The organism is Pengzhenrongella sicca (assembly GCF_017569225.1).
GTDB classification, from domain to species: domain Bacteria; phylum Actinomycetota; class Actinomycetes; order Actinomycetales; family Cellulomonadaceae; genus Pengzhenrongella; species Pengzhenrongella sicca.
In genome coordinates this window covers 713,824-734,781 of the sequence record NZ_CP071868.1, presented here as the reverse complement: position 1 = coordinate 734,781, position 20,958 = coordinate 713,824, and the positions used below count along the sequence as shown (strand labels likewise).

The window sequence follows — 20,958 nt, the reverse complement described above, 5'->3', positions numbered from 1 at the left end:
CGCAGCGCGGCGAAGAGTTGAGGCGCAAGAGGACCGCAGGCGATCGTCGGTCGCACAACGGAGAAGAACTGGGTATCGGCACGGTCCACAGCCGTGATGTCCCCAACTGCGAACTCGAGTCAGACGCGCTCAATTGAGGAAGATCGAGTCCGTACTCTCGACCCTCTTGCTCGCAACAGCGAGGTTTCTTCCCACACGCGGTGCAAGCCGTTCGGAAACTGCACCTCGTACCTGCAGAGCTCGCGGAACGAGTAGCTCTCCCATTGTTCGAGCGACGCTGAGTACGCGTGCGGCGGTGTCGTTCAGGACGGTGGAGTCGCCGCCAGACCAGTCGGCGATGTACGGCACGGAGTACGCGGTGGAGTCGAGCCCAGCGAGTCCGCTCACGAGGTAGGCGATGGATTCCGCTTCGACCTCGGCAATGCCACGGCAGCGGAGGCTGGAGCGGTAGGTCGGGAATCGCTCCTGATGGCCAGCGCGGATGTGTGCTGCTTCATGGATGAGGGTCTTGGTGGCCTGGAGCGGGTCGACGTCGTCGAGCACTCGGACGGTTCGGGTCGTGTAGTCGGTGTATCCGTTGGCGCCGGCGCACTCTCCGCGTTCGACCGCGTATCCGTCTTCCTTGATGAGAAGCTCGAGGTGGTCCCACAGTTCGGCCGGTGGCTCCCCGCGCAGGAGTTCGGGTGCGACGTCGGGCAATGGTTCACCGTCCGTTTGGCTGAGGTCGAAGACGTGGACGACGCGGAAGCCGCGCAAGTGCCGGCGCTCGACGGGGCCGGGCTTCGCTGCCGCGGCGGCGTCCGGCGGGGCCGCTGGCTTCGCTGCAGCGTCCGTGTCGGCTCGGGCGTCGTCGGGATCGCCTCGGTACAGGCATGGTGCGAGGATCGCGATGCCGTGCTCGCCCTTGTTGACGTGCCGGCCCAGGTTGGACCAAGTGCGAAAGCCCGCCACTCGGGTCGCGTCAGGCCGCTGCGTTGCGATCAGAAGGATGTTTGACGGCGAGTAGGTCGGGAACCGCGCCGCGACGACGAGCATTCGGTGCCACGCGTCCGACGACGCCAGCTCCTCAACTGCGGCGACGAGCTTCGCGTGCAACGCGTTGAGCTTCTCCTCGGGTGTCGGCCAGTCGCCGCGGCGCGCTACCACGTCCGGCTCACCGCCCGACCGGCGCGGGGTGGGTAGTCCCGGAAGGTAGCTGACTGCCGGCGCAAACGGCGTCGGACCAGCCCAAGTACCCGCGACCACTGACGTATCCGGCGTTGAGCTGGGCGAGAGAGATCAAGTAGACGCCGCCGTGGTTGCCGGTGGCGGTGTCGAACACCTCGTTCGCGGTGACCTGGATCTTGCGCGGGTCGCAGCCTGGGTCTGCGTGCACCACGACGGAGACGTGTCCGAACGGTCGGCCGGTGTTCCAGAATACGAACGATCCGAGCGGTGGGCAGGTGTCGCCAGGGTGGGCGTGGCCGGTCAGGAGCATCTGGGTCCAGTGGGCCTTCGCTGACGGGTATCCAGAGCCGATGTACCCGTAAGCCCGGCACGCGAGCCGATCGCAGAGTTGGCTCCAACCGGACCGCACACCGACATAACTCATGGCGTTCGCCACGGCGACGGCCACGTCGTGCGGAGTGCCCGCGGGGACGGGGATGCCGCCGCCCACACCGAGTTGCGGCATGCACCCGGCGGCTGGCGGCTCGAGCCCGGCCGCCGTGGAGGTCAGTGCCGCGTTCCCCGCAGCGACGATGGGGCCGCTGGCGGGTTCAGCGACAGCGCCGGCCTCGATGGGTGCACCCCATGCGGCGACGTGGTCGTCGACGTTGTTGATGAACGTCGCGGTCACGGCGGGTATCGCCGGGTAGGTGCGGAGCCGGGACTCGCCGGCGTTGTGGGCGATGATCAGAGCATCCAGGATCGGCAATGTCGACGATGCCCAGTCCGGGTGGGCAGCGCGGATCTCACGCACTCCGGCGAGCCGGTCGCACAGGTATTTTCCGCCGATGCGGGCGTGGATCTCGGGTTCGTTCAGGTCGGGCGTCCCGTTGGCGTTGAGGTCCGCCGACCAGGGGTGCCCGTACTGCGTCGTCCAGATGCTGTTGTTCAGCTGGAACAGCCCCCACGTGCCGCCGTTGGAGTCGTCCGCGTGCGCAGTCGGCCGGAAGCCCGACTCCTGCGCCATCACCGCTGCGATCCACACCTCCGGAAGATCCGGGCACGCCTGCCGGGTCATTGCGACCCAGCCTCGGACCTCAGCCGAGACAGGAGCGTCAACGGAGATCTGAGCACCACCGGCGGTCTCGATGCAGGCGAGCGCGGAGCCCCCGATCCCGAGAGCACCAAGGATCGCGAGCGCGGGGACGACAAGGAACCCGAGACCCCCGCCCAGGAGGAGCGCCTTCATCGCCCCTCACCTCCTGCGGCCGCAGCGGTCGCGGCTTCGACGGCGATACGCCCAATGACGAGCTCTTTGGCGTCAGGCCGACTCGGCCAGGCGCAGAGGTCGACGACGACGGGCCGGGTCTGGCGCAGTAGCAACACGGCAGTCCCGAACGGCAGGGTCCGCAGGACCGACGGCGGCATCACGGGGACCATCCGCATCGAGGTGGAGCTCGACCGGTCGCCACCGCGGCCGCGGGATCGGGTCTCGGTGAGCTCGTCGATTTCCCCGAGCAGGCGGGCGACGTCGTCGAGGTCGCGGTACTTCGCCAAGCCGCCGAGGACGATCTTGACGGTGGCTGCGTCCCAGATGGCGTCTGCGGCGTGCTCGCCCCATCTGTTTCGCGCCTGCGCGAGGGATTGGAGAACTGCGAGCGTGGTGATCCCGGTTCCACCGCCTTCGGCCATCAGCTGGGGTAGCGACGGTAGTGGGGTGAGGTTCGCGATCTCGTCCAGGGCGAGCAGCAGCGGTGGGTCCAGTCGTGCGCCGGGCGATCGGGCGGCGACGACGCGGGCGGTCTCCGTGATGTCTTCCACGAAGGCCGCGACGAGCGGCGCGCAGGACCCGGAGGTGACGGCGGCCGCAAGAAGGTAGAGAGTGCCAGACTCGCGCAGAAACGCAGCCGGGTCGAAGCCCTCGCGGGGGCCAGGGTCGACGGCGGTAAGGACGTCGGGATCGGCCAGTGCGGCAAGTGATTGGCGCACGCCGAGCCAGACGGAGTCGCGGGTGCGGGGGTCGGCATGCACCGCGGCGTCGAGGGCTTCTCCCCATCCGGTCGCGGCGGCCGGTTCGCAGGCCAGGATCGCCACGGCGTCTTCGGCAAGGACGGGGTCGAGGGACCACCGGTACAGGTCGACGGCGCCTCGCCCATCCAGGGCCGCGGCGTGCAGGAGGCAGCGCAGAGCCGTCTCGGTCTGCCCGGACCAGAAGTCCGAGTCGGACACCGTGCGCCCGAATCCTGCGCCGGCGGCGAGGCCGCGGGCGCGCACGAGTGCCGTCTTCGGCACCTCGCAGCCGCGTACGGGCGACCAGCGCAGCCCGCCGGGAAGGCCAGCGAGGCGTTGGGGGTCGAAGATCGCGACCGGACCTCCGCGCTCAGTCCGCGCTCGCATGGTCACCGCGAGGGTGTCGGGGCGAGTGGACGTGACCACGACCGGACCGGGTGCGTCCAGGACCCAAGGGATGACGAGGTGCAGACCTTTGCCCATGCGAGGTGGGCCGACGAGCAGGGCGGAGTCTTCGACGCAGGCCCACAGGTCGGTGCCGCGCATCCGCCCGATCCGATATCCGACGTCGGTGGGCTTGGCGGCGGCAGTGGCTGAGGGACGCACGATCGCGGCGCGGCGGAGCAGGGCCTTCTTCCCGGCGGCGGCGGCCACCTCGCGCGTGCTGGCGAGGCCGGGCAGGTTGCGGACCCGGTCGGCGCGATTCGACTCACTGCCCGCCATCCTCGACCAGATCCGGAATCCGGCGATCACGACTGCGACGAGAGCGGCGATCACGAGGCCCGTCGCCGCCCAGTACGCGATCGGGCCGGGCAGCTGCGACGGGTACGGCCACGCGCTGGCCGGGTCGCTCAAAGTTCGTAGGGCGCCGAGGGCTGAGATCACGCTGCCGTCGGGCACCAGGCGCCCGGTCACGATGCAGCTGAGCGCTGCGCCGCACCACAGCACGCCGCCGAACGCGATGATCACCGCGCCAGCGATCAGCGCCAAGTCGGTCAGATCGGGTCCGCCAGAGTTCGGTGTCGGCGACCCGTATCGGGCGGGGCCGCGTGGGGTGGGCCTCATCGCCGGGCCGGTCCGTCGCCGCGGTCAGGTGTGGGTTCCGGTGGCCCCGCGCCGAGAGCGGTCCGCCCGCTCGGTCGGGTCGGACCAGGTTGACCAGGGGTCTCCGGCAGGACGACGGCGAGGTCGTGCATCGTGTTGAGGACGGCGAAGCCCTGGGCGAGCAGCCAGCGCACGTCGACGCGAGGATCAGCTGCGCTCGAGCGCAGAGTGATCGCCCCGACCCGCGCGGTCAGGCGCAGCTGGTCACCGGCGACGGCCCGGCTCAAGTGCCGAGGCAGGGAGGACTCTTCGGCGCTGACGGTGGCGAGCAGCTCGATCAGGGCGGGGGCGGTGCCGGTTCGCCGGGCGACGCGCATGACGTGGGTGGCGAGGGAGACGGGGTCGATGTGCTCGCCGCCGTCGGCCATCTCGGTCAGCGCGTAGTACACGGTGCGCCACGGCTTGTTCGTGACCTTCTCGGGCGCGAGCCATGCGGAGGTGGGGGTGATTGCTGTGGGGTGGCTGGCGAGTGCTGCGATTAGGCGGGCCTCGTTCGCCTTGGCGTCAGCGGAGGTCAGCTCGGGCGCGGCCGTGAGGTGTTTGTCGGCGGCGCGGCGCAGCTCCTCGTCGGCGGCCGCCGCTCGCAGCCCGGCGGGCATGCGCTCGGTCAGGGTCGGGGCGTGTTGCCCGGTGGCGTCTTCCCATCGCTCGCCCGCAATGGTGAACGCCGCGCCAGCGATCTGGATCATCGCGTCCAGGTGTCGGGAGGCGTGGTCGCGGGCGGCGATCGCGGCGCCGGCCTCGAGAAGGATGCCTTGGGTGGCGATGTCGCGGCGGGCACCGAACTCGACGACGACGGCGGCGTGGGGGCGGGGGTCGGGGTCCTTGGGGACGACTCGCACGAGGTCGTGGAGTCGGACGATGTCGGCGAGCCGGGCCCCGAACCGTTCCGTCATGGCGGCTGCCACCGGTTCGGCGGCGATGGGGGCGCCGGCGGTGTGCGCCTCGCGCAGGGTGGTCCACACCTTGCGGTGCCAGGGGTCAGCGAAGTCCTGGCCGCGCAGCCACCTGTTGACCTCGACGAAGTGGTCGGGTGCGAGCAGCAGCCCGCCGAGGGTCGCCTGTTCGGCGAGGTGCACGACGTCGTCGGTGCGGATCACGACGCCACTTCCTTTCGGTCGGGGTCAGGGTCGGGGTTGGAGTGAACTGACGTGCTGGGGTCGCGCATGGCCGCATCGGTGTCGAAGACCGCGAGTTCGTCGGGGTGGAGCAGGTGGTGAGCGATGTGGGAACAGCCGGGCATCTTCCACAGGCCGGTCCCCCGCGGCAGCGCGGTGAGCAGGTCCCGCTCGGGTTCGGTCAGTCCGAGTGCGGCCGCGGTGGCGGTGAGCTGGTCGGATTCTTGGCGGTAGGTCACACGTGTCGAGCAGTCGGCGAGGAGTCCGGCGGCGATGGCGCGGGCTTCGGAGCCGTGGGCGCCGACGGCGTCCAGGTCGGACAGCCGGTGCAGGATGAGCAAGTTCGCGATGCCGTGCGCGCGGGACAGCTTCCATTGCGACTGCAGGCGCCGCACCAGCGGCAAGGACCGCAGTAACCGCCACGCTTCGTCGTAGATCACCCATCGCAACACCCCGTCCGGTGTCGCCAGTGCCGCCTCGAGCCAGGTCTGCGCGCACGTCATCGCGAGCGCGAGGGCGTCCTCGTTCGAGCCGAGCCGGGATAGGTCCAGCACGACCATCGGTGCACTTGTGTCGAGGGTCTGGGTGGAGGTGCCGTCGAACATGCCGGCGAGGTCGCCGCGCACCAGGCGTCGCAGCCCGTGAGCGAGGTCGCGCCCGTCGGAGGCACGCTCGGTTGCGGTGGAGCCGTCGGCCCGGGCGGCGTCGTCGTCGGGGGTGATCAGGGCGGCGATGACGTCGGGGATCGTCGGGGACGCGGAGGTTTCGGCGGCGGTCAGGGCGGCGTCGAGGGCGCCGTGCTCGACGGCGCGCAGGTCGCGGCCCAGGGTCGTCTCTGCCAGGGAGGCGAGGAGCCGCACGCGCCGGCCGTGGGTGATCGCGGGCGTCTCGTCGCCGGCGTCGAGCGGGTTCAGTCGGGTTGACATCCCGGGGCCGAGACGGACGACGACGCCGCCCACCGCTTCCGCAACAGGTGCCCACTCCCCCTTCGGGTCGCCGGGCACGTAGACCCGGCGCCCGACGGCGATGGACCGGATCGCGATCGACTTCGCCAAGGCGGACTTGCCCTGCCCGATCACCCCGGCCAGTAGGACGTTCGGGTTGGTCAGGACCCCCGCGGCGTAGAGGGCCCACGGGTCGAAGCAGAACGGGCCGCCGGTTAGCGCATCGACCCCGATCAGCACCCCGGTGTCGCACGCGGGCGCGGTCAGGAACGGGTAGGCGCCGGCGAGGGTCGCCGACGACGCCCGGTGCGCGGGCACCCGCAGCGCCCGCCAGGTGTGGAATCGGCCGGTTCTCATTGCCCGTCGGGTCGCAGTTCGGGTGCTCATGAGATCCCCCGGGCGAGCGGAACGGCGCCGGCGAGGTGCGCGAGGGTCTGCTGGCCGACCAGGCGCCGGACTTCGCAGATCGCTTGGGCGGCTGCGGACTCGGCCGCCGCGCACGCCTGCTCAAGCTCGTCAGGAGTTGGGGCGGTGACGGTGAGCAGGCCGGTGAACCGCAGGTCGCCGTGACCGGCGACGAGGTCCTGCTCGCGGCGCAGCAGCTCGGCGAGCTCGGCATGGGTGGCTTCGTCCTCGATCTGACCCGCCCGGGCCCTTTGCGCGGAGTCGGCGGCGTGCTCGGCCCTGGCCCGCCGGATCTCCCGCAGGGCGCGCCCCGGGGCCAGCGGCTCAGCAATCAACGCGAACGTCCGGCGCGCCCCTGGTGCCAGGACGAGTGGTTGGAGGAACGCGGGGTGCACGTCGCTGCGGGGCCACTCGGCGATCCAGTACACCGCGTGCACCGCGGTGTCCGTCCGCACCTGGGTCCATCCCTCTGCGACTCCCATCGGCTCCGGTGCACTGACCGGGGCATGTACGGATGCGGAGTGCCCGCGTGCTGCGGCGTCGGGGTCGTAGCTGGTTCGGATCGCCCACCGGATCGCGCGCTCGTCAGCCCACCCGCCGGGATGTAGGTCCGCGCCGGTCAGGGCGTCGTGCAGACCGGCGAGGTGGCGTTCGATGGTCCCGATCGACGTCGCGGTCATACCTCGGGCGTTGCCGCGCGGCACCCGCACGGCAACCGCGAGCAGCGTCTCCTGCCGGTCGGCGGTCACCTCGCGTTTGGCGACGAGGTCGGCCAGGATGCGGCTCGGCCACGGCGCACCCGCCATAGCGTGGTCGTTCCACCACGCTCGCATCGCGAGTCCACCGCCCGGCACGGTCCGGTGCAGCAGCTGCACGCGAACGATGGCCGGTTGCTGGCACAGCGATGCGAGCACGCGGCCCCACCCGGTGACCTTCTGATCCTGGGTCGCGGCGTCGTCGAGCAGGAACCCGCTTCCGTGCACCTGCACCACGGCGGTGACGGTCCCGGCGCGGCGATCGAAGATCAGCACGGCGCCCAGGTCGTGTGCGGGGATAAGCATCAACCCACCTGCGACGCCGGGCAGCGCGAGCTCGGTCGCGGGCAGGCGGCGGCCTGGACGCGTGATCGAGGTCGTTCCTCCGACCAGTCGGCGGGCCTGCCATTCGGCGAGCAGCGGCACCCATTCCACGACCGAGCGACCGCGCACGCTTGTCGTCGCCGCCACGGCCAGCGGCGCCCACACCGTCCCAGCGACGAGCAGGCCGCTCATCCCCGCGGTGTAGACGGCGGTGACTGCGATGGTCAGGGCAACCGCCAGCACCACGAGCTGCGCCAAACCGAGCCCGAGGAGCAACCCTCGCCGCTCTAGCCGCCCAAACCTGGTGCTCGCCGCTGCAGGTGTCGGCGCGATGCTCGCGCTCATGACTGCTCACCGCCGCCCGGTTGAGTCGCTGCGGCAGTGGGTCGCGGTGCGGTCTTGGGCCGCTGGCTCGAACCACTGGCCGCGCTAGCTCTGGCTGCTGCGCTAGCGCCAACTCCGGTGACCCCGCCGACGACCATCGACGTCAATGCGCTCTGCGCGACCTGCTTGGTCTGTGCGCCCGCCCTGCGGGCTCCAGTGGTGATCGGGTTCGAGGCGACTGCGGAGTTCATCACCGCGGCCGCTTCCATCCCGGACCAGTGGACGAACCGCCACGTCAGCCAGGGCGCGAACGCCGCGATCGACAACAGCAGCAGCCCAACCAGCACGTCCGACAGCCCGCCAGGATCCGGGTTGCCCGTGGCAGGTGCGCCTGCGGTGGTGGGTCCGATCCCGGAGAACGCGGAGGCGCCGACGACGAACACGACGACGATGACGACCTTGCAGAACACCAGGGCCGCGACGATCTCCAGCCACCGGCGGGTCCAGACCCGGGTCTGGTCCCACGCTGACCCGGCGAATGCGATGGGCGCGAACACGGCGATCAGGATCAGAGCAGCCTTGCGGAACAGCATTACGCCCCAGAGCATGAGGAAGCCGACGATGAGCGCGAGCCCGAGGAGCATCTGCAGTACCGGAGATGGCCCGCTGACCAGTCGGGCGAAGTCGAAGAACATCCCCGCCGCGGCCGAGACCGTCATCCCCGCAGACCTGGCGATGAAACCGCAGATCCCATCGACCGCGGTCAACGCAACCTGCGTGACGGCCAATGCGAGGGCCGCGCCGAGCAGTGCCTTGGCAACGCCGACGACGGCGCGCACCAACCCGCCGGGCTCCCGGTGGAGCACCGAGGTCACGACCTGGATGACGAAAAGACCCACGACGACCGGCAGGGTGATAGCCGCGATGACGGCGACGTTCGCCCGGAACCATGACGCGGTGAGGTCGATCGCAGTCGTGGTGTCGAGTGAGGCGAGGCCCATCGTCGCGACCGACTGAGCAGCGTCGACGAACGCTTGGCCGAGACCGCCCAGAACGTAATCTGATGCCGCCGAGTTGACCGACCCGGTCACTCCAGCTGCCACCTCGCAGGCTGTATTGAGGAGCCCGGCGCACGGGTCGAAGGTCGGGACCGGCATGTCAGATCCCGGCACCCATGCCGGAGAAGAATGTGACTATCGCGTTCGCCCCACCGATCAGGAGCGCGCCACCGGCTGCGACCAGAACTCCGGTCTTGCCTCCCGAGGCGTGCGAGTAGTTGCCCTGCTGGTGGGCGACCGCCCAGATGATCACCGAGATCACCAGGCCCGCGACGCAGGCCACCAGACCCCACGTCAGCAGCGCACCGACGATGCTCTTGATGGCGGCCAAGCCCGGCAGGCCTGCTTGATTCGGGCTGATCCCCGGATCTTCCGCCGGCAGCGTCACGGCAACGATGAACGACCTCATGTCCTGCACCCCGCTCAATTGGGCGGGCGAACGCTCCGCTAGCGTTGCCCTCTACTACGCAGGAGTCCGTAGAACTATCGAAAACAGGGTGGCTGTCAGAAACGAACGGGACCGATCCGACAAACACCGCAGCGCCAGAGCCACCGAACAAGACCTCGAGGGGCGTCGCCGCCGCGCCGATGATCCGCGCCACCGGGCCCGGCTTACCCAGCACAGGGCGTTGAGCTGATCACCAACTGGCCGCGGACCCGGATCGAGGCCGTTGTCGATGCCGAATACTGAAAGCGGCGGCACTCGAGTTCCGGGCCGCGACAATCTGGTGCAGCTACCAGCCCATGATCGCCGCCGACCGCCACCTCGGCCGCAGCCACAACCGAGCAGTGAAGGAGCAGCTGATAGACGCTGTCGGCTCCGCTGTTCCCAGAGCCCTACAAGAAGACACCAACCTCGGGCGAACGCTCAAGAAGCGAGCTGGCGACGTCCTGGCGATCTTCGACCGGGCCGACGAAACCCATCGGGGCCAACGCCTCCATTCAAAACTCAGTGCTCAGAGCCTCGGCGCCTTCGGGCGGTGACGTTATCAGCGCCGAGCGAAAAGCCGCGGTTGCACGGGCTCATCACCACCGGTAGAAGTTGGCACGACAGCCCAGTTTCAATTCGAGTCCAGGTCCCGATTACGGGACGCGTATCGTTGTGTTCCGTAACGTCATTGCGTCCTGCGCATCCGTGTGAACGTTGTGCCGCGGGTTGCCCTGGGGATCCCGAAAAGTGGTGTAGCTATTAGCCTCCGGCACGATGACTTGCAGGGTCGTCGCGGGCTGCTTAATGTCGTCGCCAGTCTTAGGGTCATTAACAATTTCGTCGCGCCCCAGTGCAAGGCTGTTGATTGTGATGACGGTGCTCCCCACGTCCTTGGCGAGGGCATTCGAAGCTTGGTGCTGCCAGCGGTAAGCTAGGAGCGGAGGCGCAATCACTGGTACCAGAACAAGTGAGACGCCGAGTTCTCGCAACATCGGTCCGTCTTGGGCAAGGCGGTCGAGGTCTTCACACACCAACATTGCGACCCGACCGACACGACTCTCGATGACGGTGAGACTTGTACCCTGGATTATCCCCTCACCGAGTGGCTGATCCGGGGCAGACTTGAGCAGGTATGCCGCTTTAATATCGGGCAGGATCGTAAAACCGTACCTCTTGTCTTGAACTGCGATTACTCGACCTGTGGGGCCATGCATTAGGACGGCCCGGTTCGGAGCGAGAATCGCTCCGGTCTTGGTCGCGTACGTACCGTTCGGCGCTGAGCCGCCTGGGTAGTCGCCATGAACCGGACCAGAACCAACCAGGACCCAATCGGGATTATTGACATCACTAGCTGCGCGCCAGGCTGCGAGGATGCCGTCGTCGAGTGTGGCCTCTGGGATAAGGCCTAAGCTTGCGCCGCTATCACGTAGCTTGCGCATCGCTTGCGGCACCCGAGGTGCGATCTTCGGCCCGGGGCTAGCCAAATAGACATTGACGTCTTCAGGCGTAATATCGTGAAGCATCAGAATATCGCCTGGGCCTGCTAGGGGAAGCGCGGCAATACTAATTTCTTTTGAAGCTGGCACGACGATGTCAAAGCGCCGCATTGTAGGCGCATGTAAGTTCACTTGTGTGCAGCGGTCCCATGTCGCCTTGCGGACCCGCACGTTTTTGAATACTTCATCCAAACCCTCAGCCATTGCTCTCGGGCGACCCCCCTCCACATACCGAGGAAGCACTGCGCCGTCTGTCGAGTCGTTGAATCGCCCTGTACGCTGGAAGGTCTCGCGCAGCCGCCGATGCAACGGTTCTGTCGAGGTCGACAACGGAGACGACCTCGTGAGCACTCTGTCGAGTACCGACAGGATCCCCAGGAGGGCCGGTGGGGACGCTACCTCCAGCGCGGCCATGCGCACTTGTCCCGTGGACTGGATCGACGCTGACGCCTCCCGACTCGCGGCCCGCATCACAGGATCCTCGGACCAGACACTCAGTTGGAGCGCGATCGGGTGCATCGCCTCGAGCAGGTCGTACGCCTTCGCGAAGGCATCACCAACGTTCATGGCTAGACAGTACTTGACATATACTTGATACGCCACCATGGTTCTCGTAACAGGAGGTACGACAGATGCACACACCTACAGTCCCGAAGGCCGCGAGCAAGACGAGCAGGGCTCGAGCTCACCGCGGCCTGCCCACCACGCTCCCCAATCCCTCGGATCGCTGGACCGATGCAATCAGGGATCTCTTTGACGAGGCGCAAGCGCAGTTCAAGCAGGATGGTTGCGTCGATGACGTGTGGATCGACGGCGCCGCGAGTCTCACTATCCAGGTCATCTTGAGCGCGCAGACCGAGACTCTTGCAGACATGGAGAAGGCCTTCAGCCTCGTCGACTCCCAGATCCTCGCAGCCAGTGACCTCGCCAGCGTCTCGCATACGGACATCCGGCAGCGAGACACGGCACTCGCGCAACTCTCGCTGCTCCGGCGCCTCAGTCAACTCGGCTCCGACGCCGTAGCTCCACGTGAAATTGCCGCCAGGATCGAACCGGACACACACGCCTCTCGACTCCTCTTCATGCTCGCCGATACAGAGGACGAGGTCTTCAGCGATGTGATCGTTGAAGAGTTGGAAATCCACCCCACGCAACTCAGCCAACTCTATAAGCGCCTCGGCCCCGAGGTGCTTGAACGTCGCAAGTACGGCCGGCGGGTCAGTTGGACTCTTTCCAGCACCGGGGAAGCAGTCGCCGCCCAGTTGCGTGACAGGGCTTTTAGCCCAGCGCCCGAATTGCTCGAAACTGCCGCGAGCCCCGAAGAGTTCGAAGATGCCGTCCACCGCGAAGTAGACGCGATTGAGATCGACCGTCCAGTAGGGGGCGACGGGTGGTATGTGCGGGCGACGTACTCACGGCTCAGCGGAAACGAACTATTCGGGCACGAACCACTGCCATACGTCGTATTTCCAACGAGCAGCGACGACGCCGCCTATCTACGCGGCGATTTCGCTCGCAAACTCATCGACTACGTGCACTCCCACCCTAGCGAAACCTCGAGCGCCGGTTTAACATTGTCAGGTAAACTCTCCAAGACCGGCACAAAAATCGACCGAGCCCAAATCGACACGTCCATAGAGAGCAAAAAGGTGATCGACACAATCTGAGTCCCAACATTTGGACGTCACGTTCGCCGATTCCCTCAAATCCCGACGGCGGCGTCCTCGGCCAATTCGGACAAGCAAGGGCGCTTGAATCAACGAGAGGCATACGAGTGTCCACACCCGCAGAACGGATAAGCACACCTTGGAATCAGCTCCGCGCCGAAATCGGCAATTCGATCATCAGTGTCGTCGACGCCAAGAGCGACACCATTACCGTTCAAATAACCCCTGTAGCGCGAGTTGGCATCGGCGTGCCAGCCGCGGACCGCGAGGTGTTCGATGACTTAATCAAGCACGGTGGCGTAGTTCGTATTGTCGGTTCCAGTGGATCGGATTGCGCAATCGTCCGAATTCTATAGCGAAAGGCGAATCCGCCGCGCATACTCTGGCGGTTTGCGCAGCCGTTGTGGTATATCGAGAACGGAGGGGCAGGCATGGACCGAGAAGGAGTGGTACCGAATATCAAACCGCTGGACAACGCAGATTTTATCGAGCGATTCGTTTTTGTGTGCGCCCAATTCGAGAGAACCTGCGAACTCTCCGCTTCTGAGAGGCACCAACTTGCTCGCGTCGCGGCGGAGCATATCCGAAGGTGCTCCGTGCCCGGCCGGCTCAGTTCGGAGGCCGCCCAACTCACTGCGGACCTACTAGATGCCAACCTGGCTTCACAGCGTGATTTCGTAGTGCTGTTCACCGCTGTCGTACTGGACAAATTGTTGGCCGTCAATGACAGCAAGCTGCGCTGGACCAACCCCGACTCCTATCCGCCGGCCCTCGCGTCCTCTAGGGCCAGCGGTGACACCGAGCTTCTCGCCGCCTGGATCGACGCAGACCGAAGCCATCGGCATCGCGGAAAGAAGGTTGCGGTCATCCTCGGCGCGATGACGCCACACGACATAGCCACCGACGGCCTACTCCAAGTGCGCCATCGAGCTGCCTGCCTCAAGGTCATGCTCGAAGATCTCGGCTACAGGGTCCATGCGCCCTGCGCGATGCCGGGTTCGAAGCGGCCCGCTGGCGAAGCTGCCGACGAAGACATAGTCCAAGTGACGATCGCTGATCTCGTCGTCGCGTTGTCGGACCCACCGGCGTTGGGCGTCGGAATTTTGCTTGGGGAAGCAGCACGCGGGCACCCGCGGACGCTCATCGCCAGCGAGTCCACAACCGACCTGACCCCAATCACTTCAATCGTCTCCACGATGCCCGGTAGCGATGACGACCAGAGCCCTCTTCTGAACGGAGATTTCGTACCTTTTCTAAGTGAAGAGGAGTTAATTTCCGAAGTTCGCGCTCGCGTCGTCGCCCGCAGCGCCGATATTGAGCGCCGTCACACCAAAAAAATTAGGAATCTCGAACAGAAGTACGAGATGTTCGAAGAATATCGAGACTCGTATAGCTTTGCCATATCCTCCGGAATTGAAATAGCCGTCCCAGACGTTCTAACCTACCGCGTGCGTCTAATCTGTACCCGAATAGAAGTGTTCGCTACCGCGACGCCCGATGAGTTGACTGATATTTCCGAGGCAATCAACAACGCTCTCTACGGGCCTGAGATCGAACTCGACGACATCGCCAATTCCGACCACTTAGAATTTTCTGCAGCCAGCGATAATGACCCTTCACCGCCAACTGCCAATCTGGTGCATCCCGGGACCCAAGACATCGAGACCACCGAGCTGCTCGCAGTCAAGGTGGTGGACCTAGGAGTTCCCGCGCCCGCGCATTCCCGTACGCCCGACCTTGCCGAGAGAGAGCGCCGACTGTTCGACGGCGTCCAATTTCAACAACCTGTACTTTTTGAAGGATTTACAAATGTACCTCAGTTCGAGCCCAACCTTCCTGAAGGCGTCAGCGAGAACCTAACTCCTCACGAGCTCTACTTTGCCGAGGTGGCGAGGTACGACATGCAACTGAGCGACGCCGACTATGCATACATGCTGCAGAAAGCTCGAGGCGAGCGATTGCTTGAATCCGTGTCGAGCGGCGCCAGTAGGTTGGATTTTGGGAGCGCGCCGGCTTGGGTGGTCTTCTGGCGACAAAACTTGGACCGCGCGTGACGGCCGCCCGCCGCTCCAGCACTAGTTCGGCTTTGACTATGGAGGGAGCAAATGTCATGGGCAACAGCGGGCCACGGCTTACGGGACCGGAACGGCACCTGAACCGAATCCCGATGACCCCGGGCACCAATCTCGGAGCCTTCAACGCACCTGCAATCGCCGATAGCCTCCGAGGACTAACGGCCGACCCAGATCGCCCAAATCTGTACGAGATTGCGCAGGCTCTCGGCGTGCGATCCATTACGACAGACTCGTACCTAGACAGACTGGGCCACACTTCGTGGTATGGGGGATCACCGGCGATCGTATTGCAAGGTGGCCAGGCCCCCTCGCGTCAGAGGTTCACACTCGCTCACGAACTGGCACACACGTTCCTCCGCCACGGCCGCACAGATGACTCGGGCTTGTCGGCAGCGCCGGCCACAAGACCGCATTTTCGACGAGAAGAGTGGCAGGCAGATTCAGTCGCTGGCTGTCTTCTGGTGCCCGAGTACGCCGTAGCCCGCCTCCGCGATCACCGCAATGATGATGGCAGTTCGATCGCCACGCTCGCCGATATTCGGCAAACTGCTGCGACATATCGGGTATCTAACTCGGTTGTCGCGCGGCGCTTATCCGATTTTGATCAGAGTCGACACTGGCTTCTGATCAACTTGAAGCGGCTGCCACGCGGGCATTGGTTTACGTGGCGAATTATCGGTCGCCTACGCGGCATCGACGCCGTGATGGAAGTATTGGAGAGCAATGATTCCATCTTCGATAGCCTCTCGGATCGAGACTCAAGCATTGTTTTCTTGGCTCGCTTCGGCAATCACATATTTCAACTCTCAGGCTCAGGGAATCGGAGAGATGATTTGATATTGATCCTGGTCGACCGAGTCCGACGCGTTTAGTGTCGACTAAAGTCAGATCCAGCACGACGTGCCCATCGGATCGCGCGCTCCAGTCTGACATTCCGTTAGGTCGGAATCCGTCGGATTCCGATAGTGATCAGGCGGTGCGGTTCGTAGGATGAACGAACCTAGAAGAGGACCAGCATAGGTGTTCGACTGAGCCCCGTTGAATCGCTTTGGTTGGTCTATTGCTGGTGCCGAGGCAGTCGAAATGGGCAGGACGTCGGCGGCCCCGCGTTCAAGTTCTGCCCGAAAATGGTGATCCTCCTCAGCGCCATTGTTACGAGGCGCAACTCGATCCGGATTCGGTTTCTCTTGAACGTTCATCCCAGGACCCGGCGTAGTTCTTCTTTCGTGCGGAGGGTGCTTCGCAGTGGATCCGGTGCAGACCGAGCACGAAAGCCTGCGACGTCGTCCAGACCAGAATGGCGTGCGTGACGTGGGCGGAGTGGTTGCTATCGGCACGTTGCGCCCGGGCGCGGCCTGGCGGCAGTCGCGGCGATCTGACGCTCCACGGGCCGAGGAGATACCGGGCTCAGCGGCAGCACGACCACCCGGAGTGGTGAATCTGTTATTGAACTTCTGTCATGATGGTTAGATTCGGCGTGTGTCTGACCTCGCGCTTGGGCGTGCGCGCCATTCTCGGGTCGTGGGTTCGCGAACGCGGGTCACCCAGGGGACCGTTCGACGAGGGCGCCAAGGAGGAAGTGAGTCTCCTGCTCGAGATCGCCGTCGGGGTCGATCTGACGGCTTCGTTCGCGCAGGCTGTCGACCAGGCGTGCTACCTCGCGGTCGTCACCGCGGCGGTGTGCGGCCGTGATGGCTAGCCGGAACAGCTTCTCGTCGCAGGAATCGACCAACAGTCCGATGGCCGTCGCGGCCGCGACCGCGCGGTAGTCCCCGTTCTCGAGCTCGATCGCCGCGAGTGCTCGCGCGACGTCGGTGATGCGCGTCGTCATCTCTTGCAGGAGTGGGTCTGCCCAGCCGTAGGTGCCTGGTCGAGCGTCTGCGAAGGGTCTGCCGCGCACCATCCGCAACGCGCGTCGTAGGTCCTTCGCTCCGTGCTTCCCCTGCGAGAGGCCCCTCTCGGCCAGGCGCAGGAAGTCAAACCAATCGCAGGTGACGAGCGAGGAGAGCTGATAGCTGTTGCCCCGCACGATGGGCAGATAGGGAGTGCCGTCCAGGTCGCCGCCGAGCCATCCGCGTGTGCGGGAAACGAAACTGTTCCGGTAAGCGGGATCGACCCTGCGCCCCCCGCCGATGACCTCGTCGATCCCTTGGTATGTGGCCCGCGGATGCAGCGCGAGGAACGCGACGAGCTCGGTCTGTCGGCGCACTCGGTTTCGGGCGACGTTCCCAGTGGTTCTGAGGATCTCCACCGGACCGAGCACGAGCACTCCAGGTGCCGTGCTTTGCAGTTCGGACGGCGAATCCGAGTCACCGTCGTCATCGTCTAGGAGCAGTTCGGTGCCGGGAACGTCGACTTCCACATCGTCGGGGCGGCCAGAGCCGGTCTGAAGGCCGGCGAGTGCGTCAGCGATCTCAGTTGCGGCGTCGAAGGTCTCCGGCTCGTTGATCGGGCCAGGCTCGGTACTGCCGATACGCAGCAGGCCGATGAAGGTGAGCAGGTCGTCTTGGGTGACGAGCTGTGGGCGCACGGTGATGCCGAAGGGTTCGAGCGTGGCAGTCGTGTCCGAGGTGAGGTCGAAGCGCCATGGAGATTCGGATTGGTTGGTGGTGACGACGGCGTACCCCGCCCATGGCTGCGCCGCAGCGGCCTCGTGAATGCTGACCAGGATGACCGGGTTCCACACGTCGTCTCCTGTGAGCATGGATCGTGCATGGAGTGCGTCGGTCGCTCCGGCGCCGTCGATGACCTCGCGGCAGTCCGAAGCTGTTCGTTCGACCGAGGCCATGAGCGTGGCGCGGGTGGGTGCGGCGTGGACGCGCATCGAGTCGGCGGCGTAGGCGAGGTCGGCGAACTGGGGGTCGAGCAGCACGCTCGCGCCGCCGGTCATGGCCGATGTTGTCAGCTCGGCAGCGATCCCGCGAAGCGCGCCTTGAGCGATTTCATCGGGGCCGTTCAGGGCCAGGAGCCCGGCCGCTTCCAGGTTCACGAGAACAACCGCTGAGTCGCTGATGCCGACGCACACGAGTGCGGGGTACGGCTCGGGGTACAGCCCCAGGTCCTCGACCGGGTCCTCACCGGCGAGCGCATCGGCCGAAGCGGTCCAGCGGCGCTCGGTCGTCGCAACGAACGGGCCGACGGCGTCGGGGTCGTCGGCGGTGAGCATGAGAGTGACCGAGTCTTCGGCCACGAGAATGACGCCGACTCGAGGGAGGTCGCGGCCTGCGGCCGAGCACAGTGGTCCGAGCCGATGCAAGCTTTGCTTCAGGACCGCGATCGTGAACGGCTGCGGTGCGTGGCGCAACCGCAGCTCAACGTAGGCTTCGGCCGAACTGGGATCTGGCATCGCGATGCCCTGACCCGTGCGACGCAGGCGTTGCTGCCGACGACGGCGGCGCGCGATCTCGCCGATGAAACCGGCAGCGGCGAGCGCCGTCAGTCCGACGAAGAGCTCGGACCCGAACATCGAGACTGTCACCGGAGCGTCCGAATCGCCCGCCGTTGCTGGCGCATCCTTATGATCTCGTTCGTCGACCCCAGGTACTGCGCGCTCCAGTTCGGGACTCGGGTCCGGAAGCGGCGGCGCCGCATCGAACGTCGGGACAGGAGCCGGAACGGCCGGGATAGTAGGCACGAACGGCACCGCCACATGCGGCTCGGTTGCCGGACCCTCGGGAGCCGCAGTCGGTGCGGAGGTAGGTGCGGGCGGCAGTGTGAGTAACCAACCGGGGCGGATCAGGTCCGGGTCGGTCAGCGCGCCGCCGTCGAGCTGTGGTGCGCCCGCGTTGAGGTCGAAGATCTCCGGGTACCGCTCGCCGTCACCGAGGTTGTCCTGCGCGATCGACCAGAGCGTCTCCCCGGCGGCGACCTGGTGGACGTCGCGCCACCCGTCGTCGCCCGAGGGCGAGGGCGACGGGGGCAGCGCCGGCAAGGAGTGCGCGTCGGTCGGCATCAGCAAGACCCAACCCGGGTAGATCGCGCCCGCATCCGTCAACGCTCGGCCGTCGGGTTGGGGCTTGCCGTGGTTGAGGGCATCGATCTCGACGAACCGTTCGCCGCGACCGAGGTGTCGCTCGGCAAGTCCCCACAGCGTGTCCCCTCCATGGACGATCAACCGCGGCCGCGGATCCGCGGCGTCGGTAGCGTCGCCTAGATACCGGGTTGCGGTCGAGAGGTGCGACGAGGCAAGCGACGCCGACGCGGGCACGATGAACGTAGTCGGCGAACTGCCGCCTTTCCTCCATGCGGCCCCACCCATATCGCGAGCGGTGCCCGCTTGGTCCAGAGCTACCGTGGGCGTCGCTACGACGCGCAGGGGCGCGGAGACGAGAACCGGTGCCGGGGATTCGATGCCGGGCCCGGCGAGAGTGAACAACAACGTCGCGCTGGTGAGCAGGGCCGCGGCGCTGCGTTGGGCGGCGCCCATGGTCGGCAGATGGGGTGCGGGCAGCCCTCGCAGATCACTGACCAGCTGGACGAGCACGGAGATCGCGAACCACGCCCACGCCGCCCATCCGGCTAGCTTAAGGACGCCGAGGAACAGGCGCCCGTCGTCGGGGCGCAGCAGAGCCGACCAGAGTTCGGAGACCGAAGGCCAATCGTGCGGCAGTTGAACCGGCGCTACGACCACAAGGACGAGCGGGAGGCCGATGGTCAGCGCGACCAGGACGATCAGCGACAGGAGCGAACGTGCGAGGTCGGCCGCGCGTGGGCGCTTCGGTGGGGCGAGTCGGTGGGTCATGGTCCTCCTCTGGACACGCCGTGGACGAGGGTGATGCTGGCCTGACCGGTCACGGGCAGGGACTCGATGCCGATCAGCCCGAGGAACGCGGTTGGGGACGAGCCGGCCACTGTCACGACGAGGGTCGAGCGGTCGGGTCCGGGCACGACCGTTCCGGAAACGTTGTTGGCGGCGAGGTAGGCCTGCGCCGCGGTGGCGGCGCCCTGCCGGTCGACTACGACGGTCCCGTCCGCGATCGCATCGGGCTGGTCGATGACCTGCCCACCGGCGCGGGCCGCTTCTGCGGCCACAGCGTCCGCGCGTTGGGTGGCGCGCAGCTTCGCGCCGCCGTCGGCGACCAGCCCGGCCAGAAGCAGAATTCCGACGACGACGATGACGACGAACACGGTCACCGACCCGGTCTCGTCTGCGGCTCTGGCGCGAAGGCCTTCGCGCATCCGTGTGGGCACGCCCGTCATCACCGGTACCGATCCAGCGCGGAGGTCGCCTGAGCGGTGAGGGTCTTCGTGCCTGCCAGGCCGGGGATCGCAAGGTCGCCAAACCCCACCTCGCAGACGACCGTGGCGGTGACCTGGGCTGATTGCCCGACGCCCCGACTGAACCCGGACACGTCCAAGTCGACCGACTGGGCAGTGCATCGCAGATCCGGTCCCGCAAGGACGTCGGCGGCGATAGCGTTGGCGGCCCCGCGGGCTGCGTCCGGCGTTCGAGCCAGCGAGGCTTCCCGGGCGGCGGACTCCGCCGCGTGTTCGACCGCGCCGGCGGCGATCTGGATCCGGCCGGCTACCACGATCAGGGCGAGCAGGAGCAGCAGGGCCGGGGTCAGAATCACGACCTCGAGGGTCGCGCTCCCTCGCTGTCGGTTCTGGCCGACGCAGCCGAGCCGTGTCACGGTTCACCGGCCAGGGTGAATCGTTCGATCGGGCCCTCCGCGGCTTGCGACACGAGCGGTCCCGGGATCCCGGGCAGGATGGACAGGGTGCGCCCGGCGACCTCGACCCGGACCCGTTCGCGGCCGGCGGGGCGGGCGCCGACGGTGATCGAGGCAAGCACGTCACCGGCGTGAGCGTTGAGAAACTCCCTCGCACGGGTCGGTCCAGCGTCGGGCCGGGCCTGGTAGGCGCGTGCGGCGACGACGCCTTCTTCTGCCGCTGCCAGGGCGAGGGATCGGGCGTGGAACCACAGCGCGCCCTGGATCAGCGCCGTGATAACGAGTAACAGGAGCGGGAAGATGATGACCACCTCCAGCGTCGTCGCGCCGCGCTCGAACTCGCCGTCACACAGCGCGCGTAGTCGAACACGCCACCGGAAACCAGGTCGCGGTAGTGGCTGAGCTCGGCGCATCGTCACGTGTGGTCCGG

Annotated in this window: 17 protein-coding genes; 4 read left to right on the top strand and 13 right to left on the bottom strand. The window is 66.5% G+C overall.

Annotated elements, in window-relative coordinates; genetic code table 11:
• Positions 1 to 129 precede the first annotated feature (129 nt).
• From J4E96_RS03320 to J4E96_RS03285, 8 genes are all read right to left on the bottom strand, one after another.
• Entirely contained in the window at positions 130 to 1,146 is a 1,017-nt protein-coding gene (locus tag J4E96_RS03320; protein WP_227424375.1) for an ArdC family protein, read from the bottom strand.
• Between the two features lie 7 nt (positions 1,147 to 1,153).
• Positions 1,154 to 2,395, bottom strand: coding sequence for a transglycosylase SLT domain-containing protein (locus J4E96_RS03315; RefSeq protein WP_227424374.1), 1,242 nt, complete (start codon positions 2,393 to 2,395; stop codon positions 1,154 to 1,156).
• Positions 2,392 to 4,146, bottom strand: a complete 1,755-nt coding sequence (locus J4E96_RS03310) for a type IV secretory system conjugative DNA transfer family protein (RefSeq protein WP_227424373.1) — start codon at positions 4,144 to 4,146, stop codon at positions 2,392 to 2,394. The genes J4E96_RS03315 and J4E96_RS03310 overlap by 4 nt, the downstream gene beginning before the upstream one ends.
• Before the next feature lie 71 nt (positions 4,147 to 4,217).
• On the bottom strand, positions 4,218 to 5,360 hold the full coding sequence (locus J4E96_RS03305) for a DnaB-like helicase N-terminal domain-containing protein (RefSeq protein WP_227424372.1): 1,143 nt from the start codon (positions 5,358 to 5,360) through the stop codon (positions 4,218 to 4,220).
• Complete coding sequence (locus J4E96_RS03300; RefSeq protein ID WP_227424371.1) at positions 5,357 to 6,679, bottom strand: TraC family protein; 1,323 nt, start codon at positions 6,677 to 6,679, stop codon at positions 5,357 to 5,359. Before J4E96_RS03300 ends, J4E96_RS03305 begins: the two co-directional genes overlap by 4 nt.
• Positions 6,680 to 6,705: 26 nt before the next feature.
• Positions 6,706 to 8,151: an SCO6880 family protein gene (locus tag J4E96_RS03295; RefSeq protein WP_227424370.1), complete on the bottom strand. Its 1,446-nt coding sequence runs from the start codon at positions 8,149 to 8,151 to the stop codon at positions 6,706 to 6,708.
• Positions 8,148 to 9,287 carry a hypothetical protein gene (locus J4E96_RS03290; protein ID WP_227424369.1) on the bottom strand — a complete coding sequence of 380 codons (1,140 nt, stop codon included), beginning with the start codon at positions 9,285 to 9,287 and terminating at the stop codon, positions 8,148 to 8,150. The genes J4E96_RS03295 and J4E96_RS03290 overlap by 4 nt, the downstream gene beginning before the upstream one ends.
• A gap of 1 nt (position 9,288) precedes the next feature.
• Positions 9,289 to 9,597, bottom strand: a complete 309-nt coding sequence (locus J4E96_RS03285; RefSeq protein WP_227424368.1) for a DUF6112 family protein — start codon at positions 9,595 to 9,597, stop codon at positions 9,289 to 9,291.
• A gap of 335 nt (positions 9,598 to 9,932) precedes the next feature.
• Between J4E96_RS03285 and J4E96_RS03280 the strand changes: the two genes are divergently transcribed.
• Positions 9,933 to 10,172: a hypothetical protein gene (locus J4E96_RS03280; RefSeq protein ID WP_227425859.1), complete on the top strand. Its 240-nt coding sequence runs from the start codon at positions 9,933 to 9,935 to the stop codon at positions 10,170 to 10,172.
• A gap of 99 nt (positions 10,173 to 10,271) precedes the next feature.
• Here J4E96_RS03280 and J4E96_RS03275 read toward each other — a convergent pair whose 3' ends face one another.
• Entirely contained in the window at positions 10,272 to 11,681 is a 1,410-nt protein-coding gene (locus J4E96_RS03275) for a hypothetical protein (RefSeq protein WP_227424367.1), read from the bottom strand.
• Between the two features lie 65 nt (positions 11,682 to 11,746).
• On the opposite strand from J4E96_RS03275, the gene J4E96_RS03270 reads away from it, so the two are divergent.
• From J4E96_RS03270 to J4E96_RS20360, 3 genes are all read left to right on the top strand, one after another.
• Positions 11,747 to 12,781: a hypothetical protein gene (locus tag J4E96_RS03270; RefSeq protein ID WP_227424366.1), complete on the top strand. Its 1,035-nt coding sequence runs from the start codon at positions 11,747 to 11,749 to the stop codon at positions 12,779 to 12,781.
• Positions 12,782 to 13,377: 596 nt separating this feature from the next.
• On the top strand, positions 13,378 to 14,835 hold the full coding sequence (locus J4E96_RS03265; RefSeq protein WP_227424365.1) for a hypothetical protein: 1,458 nt from the start codon (positions 13,378 to 13,380) through the stop codon (positions 14,833 to 14,835).
• Between the two features lie 38 nt (positions 14,836 to 14,873).
• Positions 14,874 to 15,728 carry an ImmA/IrrE family metallo-endopeptidase gene (locus J4E96_RS20360; RefSeq protein WP_406620447.1) on the top strand — a complete coding sequence of 285 codons (855 nt, stop codon included), beginning with the start codon at positions 14,874 to 14,876 and terminating at the stop codon, positions 15,726 to 15,728.
• Positions 15,729 to 16,396: 668 nt separating this feature from the next.
• Here the strand turns inward: J4E96_RS20360 and J4E96_RS03255 are convergent.
• From J4E96_RS03255 to J4E96_RS03240, 4 genes are all read right to left on the bottom strand, one after another.
• Positions 16,397 to 19,597, bottom strand: coding sequence for a LysM peptidoglycan-binding domain-containing protein (locus J4E96_RS03255; RefSeq protein ID WP_227424363.1), 3,201 nt, complete (start codon positions 19,595 to 19,597; stop codon positions 16,397 to 16,399).
• Complete coding sequence (locus J4E96_RS03250; RefSeq protein WP_264466180.1) at positions 19,594 to 19,989, bottom strand: pilus assembly protein TadG-related protein; 396 nt, start codon at positions 19,987 to 19,989, stop codon at positions 19,594 to 19,596. Before J4E96_RS03250 ends, J4E96_RS03255 begins: the two co-directional genes overlap by 4 nt.
• 65 nt (positions 19,990 to 20,054) lie before the next feature.
• Positions 20,055 to 20,489 (bottom strand): TadE/TadG family type IV pilus assembly protein, encoded by a 435-nt coding sequence (locus tag J4E96_RS03245; RefSeq protein ID WP_227424361.1) that lies wholly within the window; start codon positions 20,487 to 20,489, stop codon positions 20,055 to 20,057.
• A complete protein-coding gene (locus J4E96_RS03240) occupies positions 20,486 to 20,941 on the bottom strand; it encodes a TadE family protein (protein ID WP_227425645.1) in 456 nt (151 codons plus the stop codon). The genes J4E96_RS03245 and J4E96_RS03240 overlap by 4 nt, the downstream gene beginning before the upstream one ends.
• Positions 20,942 to 20,958 lie beyond the last annotated feature (17 nt).

Coding starts and splice junctions, on each gene's coding strand:
- J4E96_RS03290 (WP_227424369.1), bottom strand. CDS start 9,287: ATGCCGGTCCCGACCTTCGACCCGTGCGCCGGGCTCCTCAATACAGCC.
- J4E96_RS03270 (WP_227424366.1), top strand. CDS start 11,747: ATGCACACACCTACAGTCCCGAAGGCCGCGAGCAAGACGAGCAGGGCT.
- J4E96_RS03285 (WP_227424368.1), bottom strand. CDS start 9,597: ATGAGGTCGTTCATCGTTGCCGTGACGCTGCCGGCGGAAGATCCGGGG.
- J4E96_RS03275 (WP_227424367.1), bottom strand. CDS start 11,681: ATGAACGTTGGTGATGCCTTCGCGAAGGCGTACGACCTGCTCGAGGCG.
- J4E96_RS20360 (WP_406620447.1), top strand. CDS start 14,874: ATGGAGGGAGCAAATGTCATGGGCAACAGCGGGCCACGGCTTACGGGA.
- J4E96_RS03240 (WP_227425645.1), bottom strand. CDS start 20,941: ATGCGCCGAGCTCAGCCACTACCGCGACCTGGTTTCCGGTGGCGTGTT.
- J4E96_RS03280 (WP_227425859.1), top strand. CDS start 9,933: ATGATCGCCGCCGACCGCCACCTCGGCCGCAGCCACAACCGAGCAGTG.
- J4E96_RS03315 (WP_227424374.1), bottom strand. CDS start 2,395: ATGAAGGCGCTCCTCCTGGGCGGGGGTCTCGGGTTCCTTGTCGTCCCC.
- J4E96_RS03295 (WP_227424370.1), bottom strand. CDS start 8,151: ATGAGCGCGAGCATCGCGCCGACACCTGCAGCGGCGAGCACCAGGTTT.
- J4E96_RS03300 (WP_227424371.1), bottom strand. CDS start 6,679: ATGAGAACCGGCCGATTCCACACCTGGCGGGCGCTGCGGGTGCCCGCG.
- J4E96_RS03255 (WP_227424363.1), bottom strand. CDS start 19,597: ATGACCCACCGACTCGCCCCACCGAAGCGCCCACGCGCGGCCGACCTC.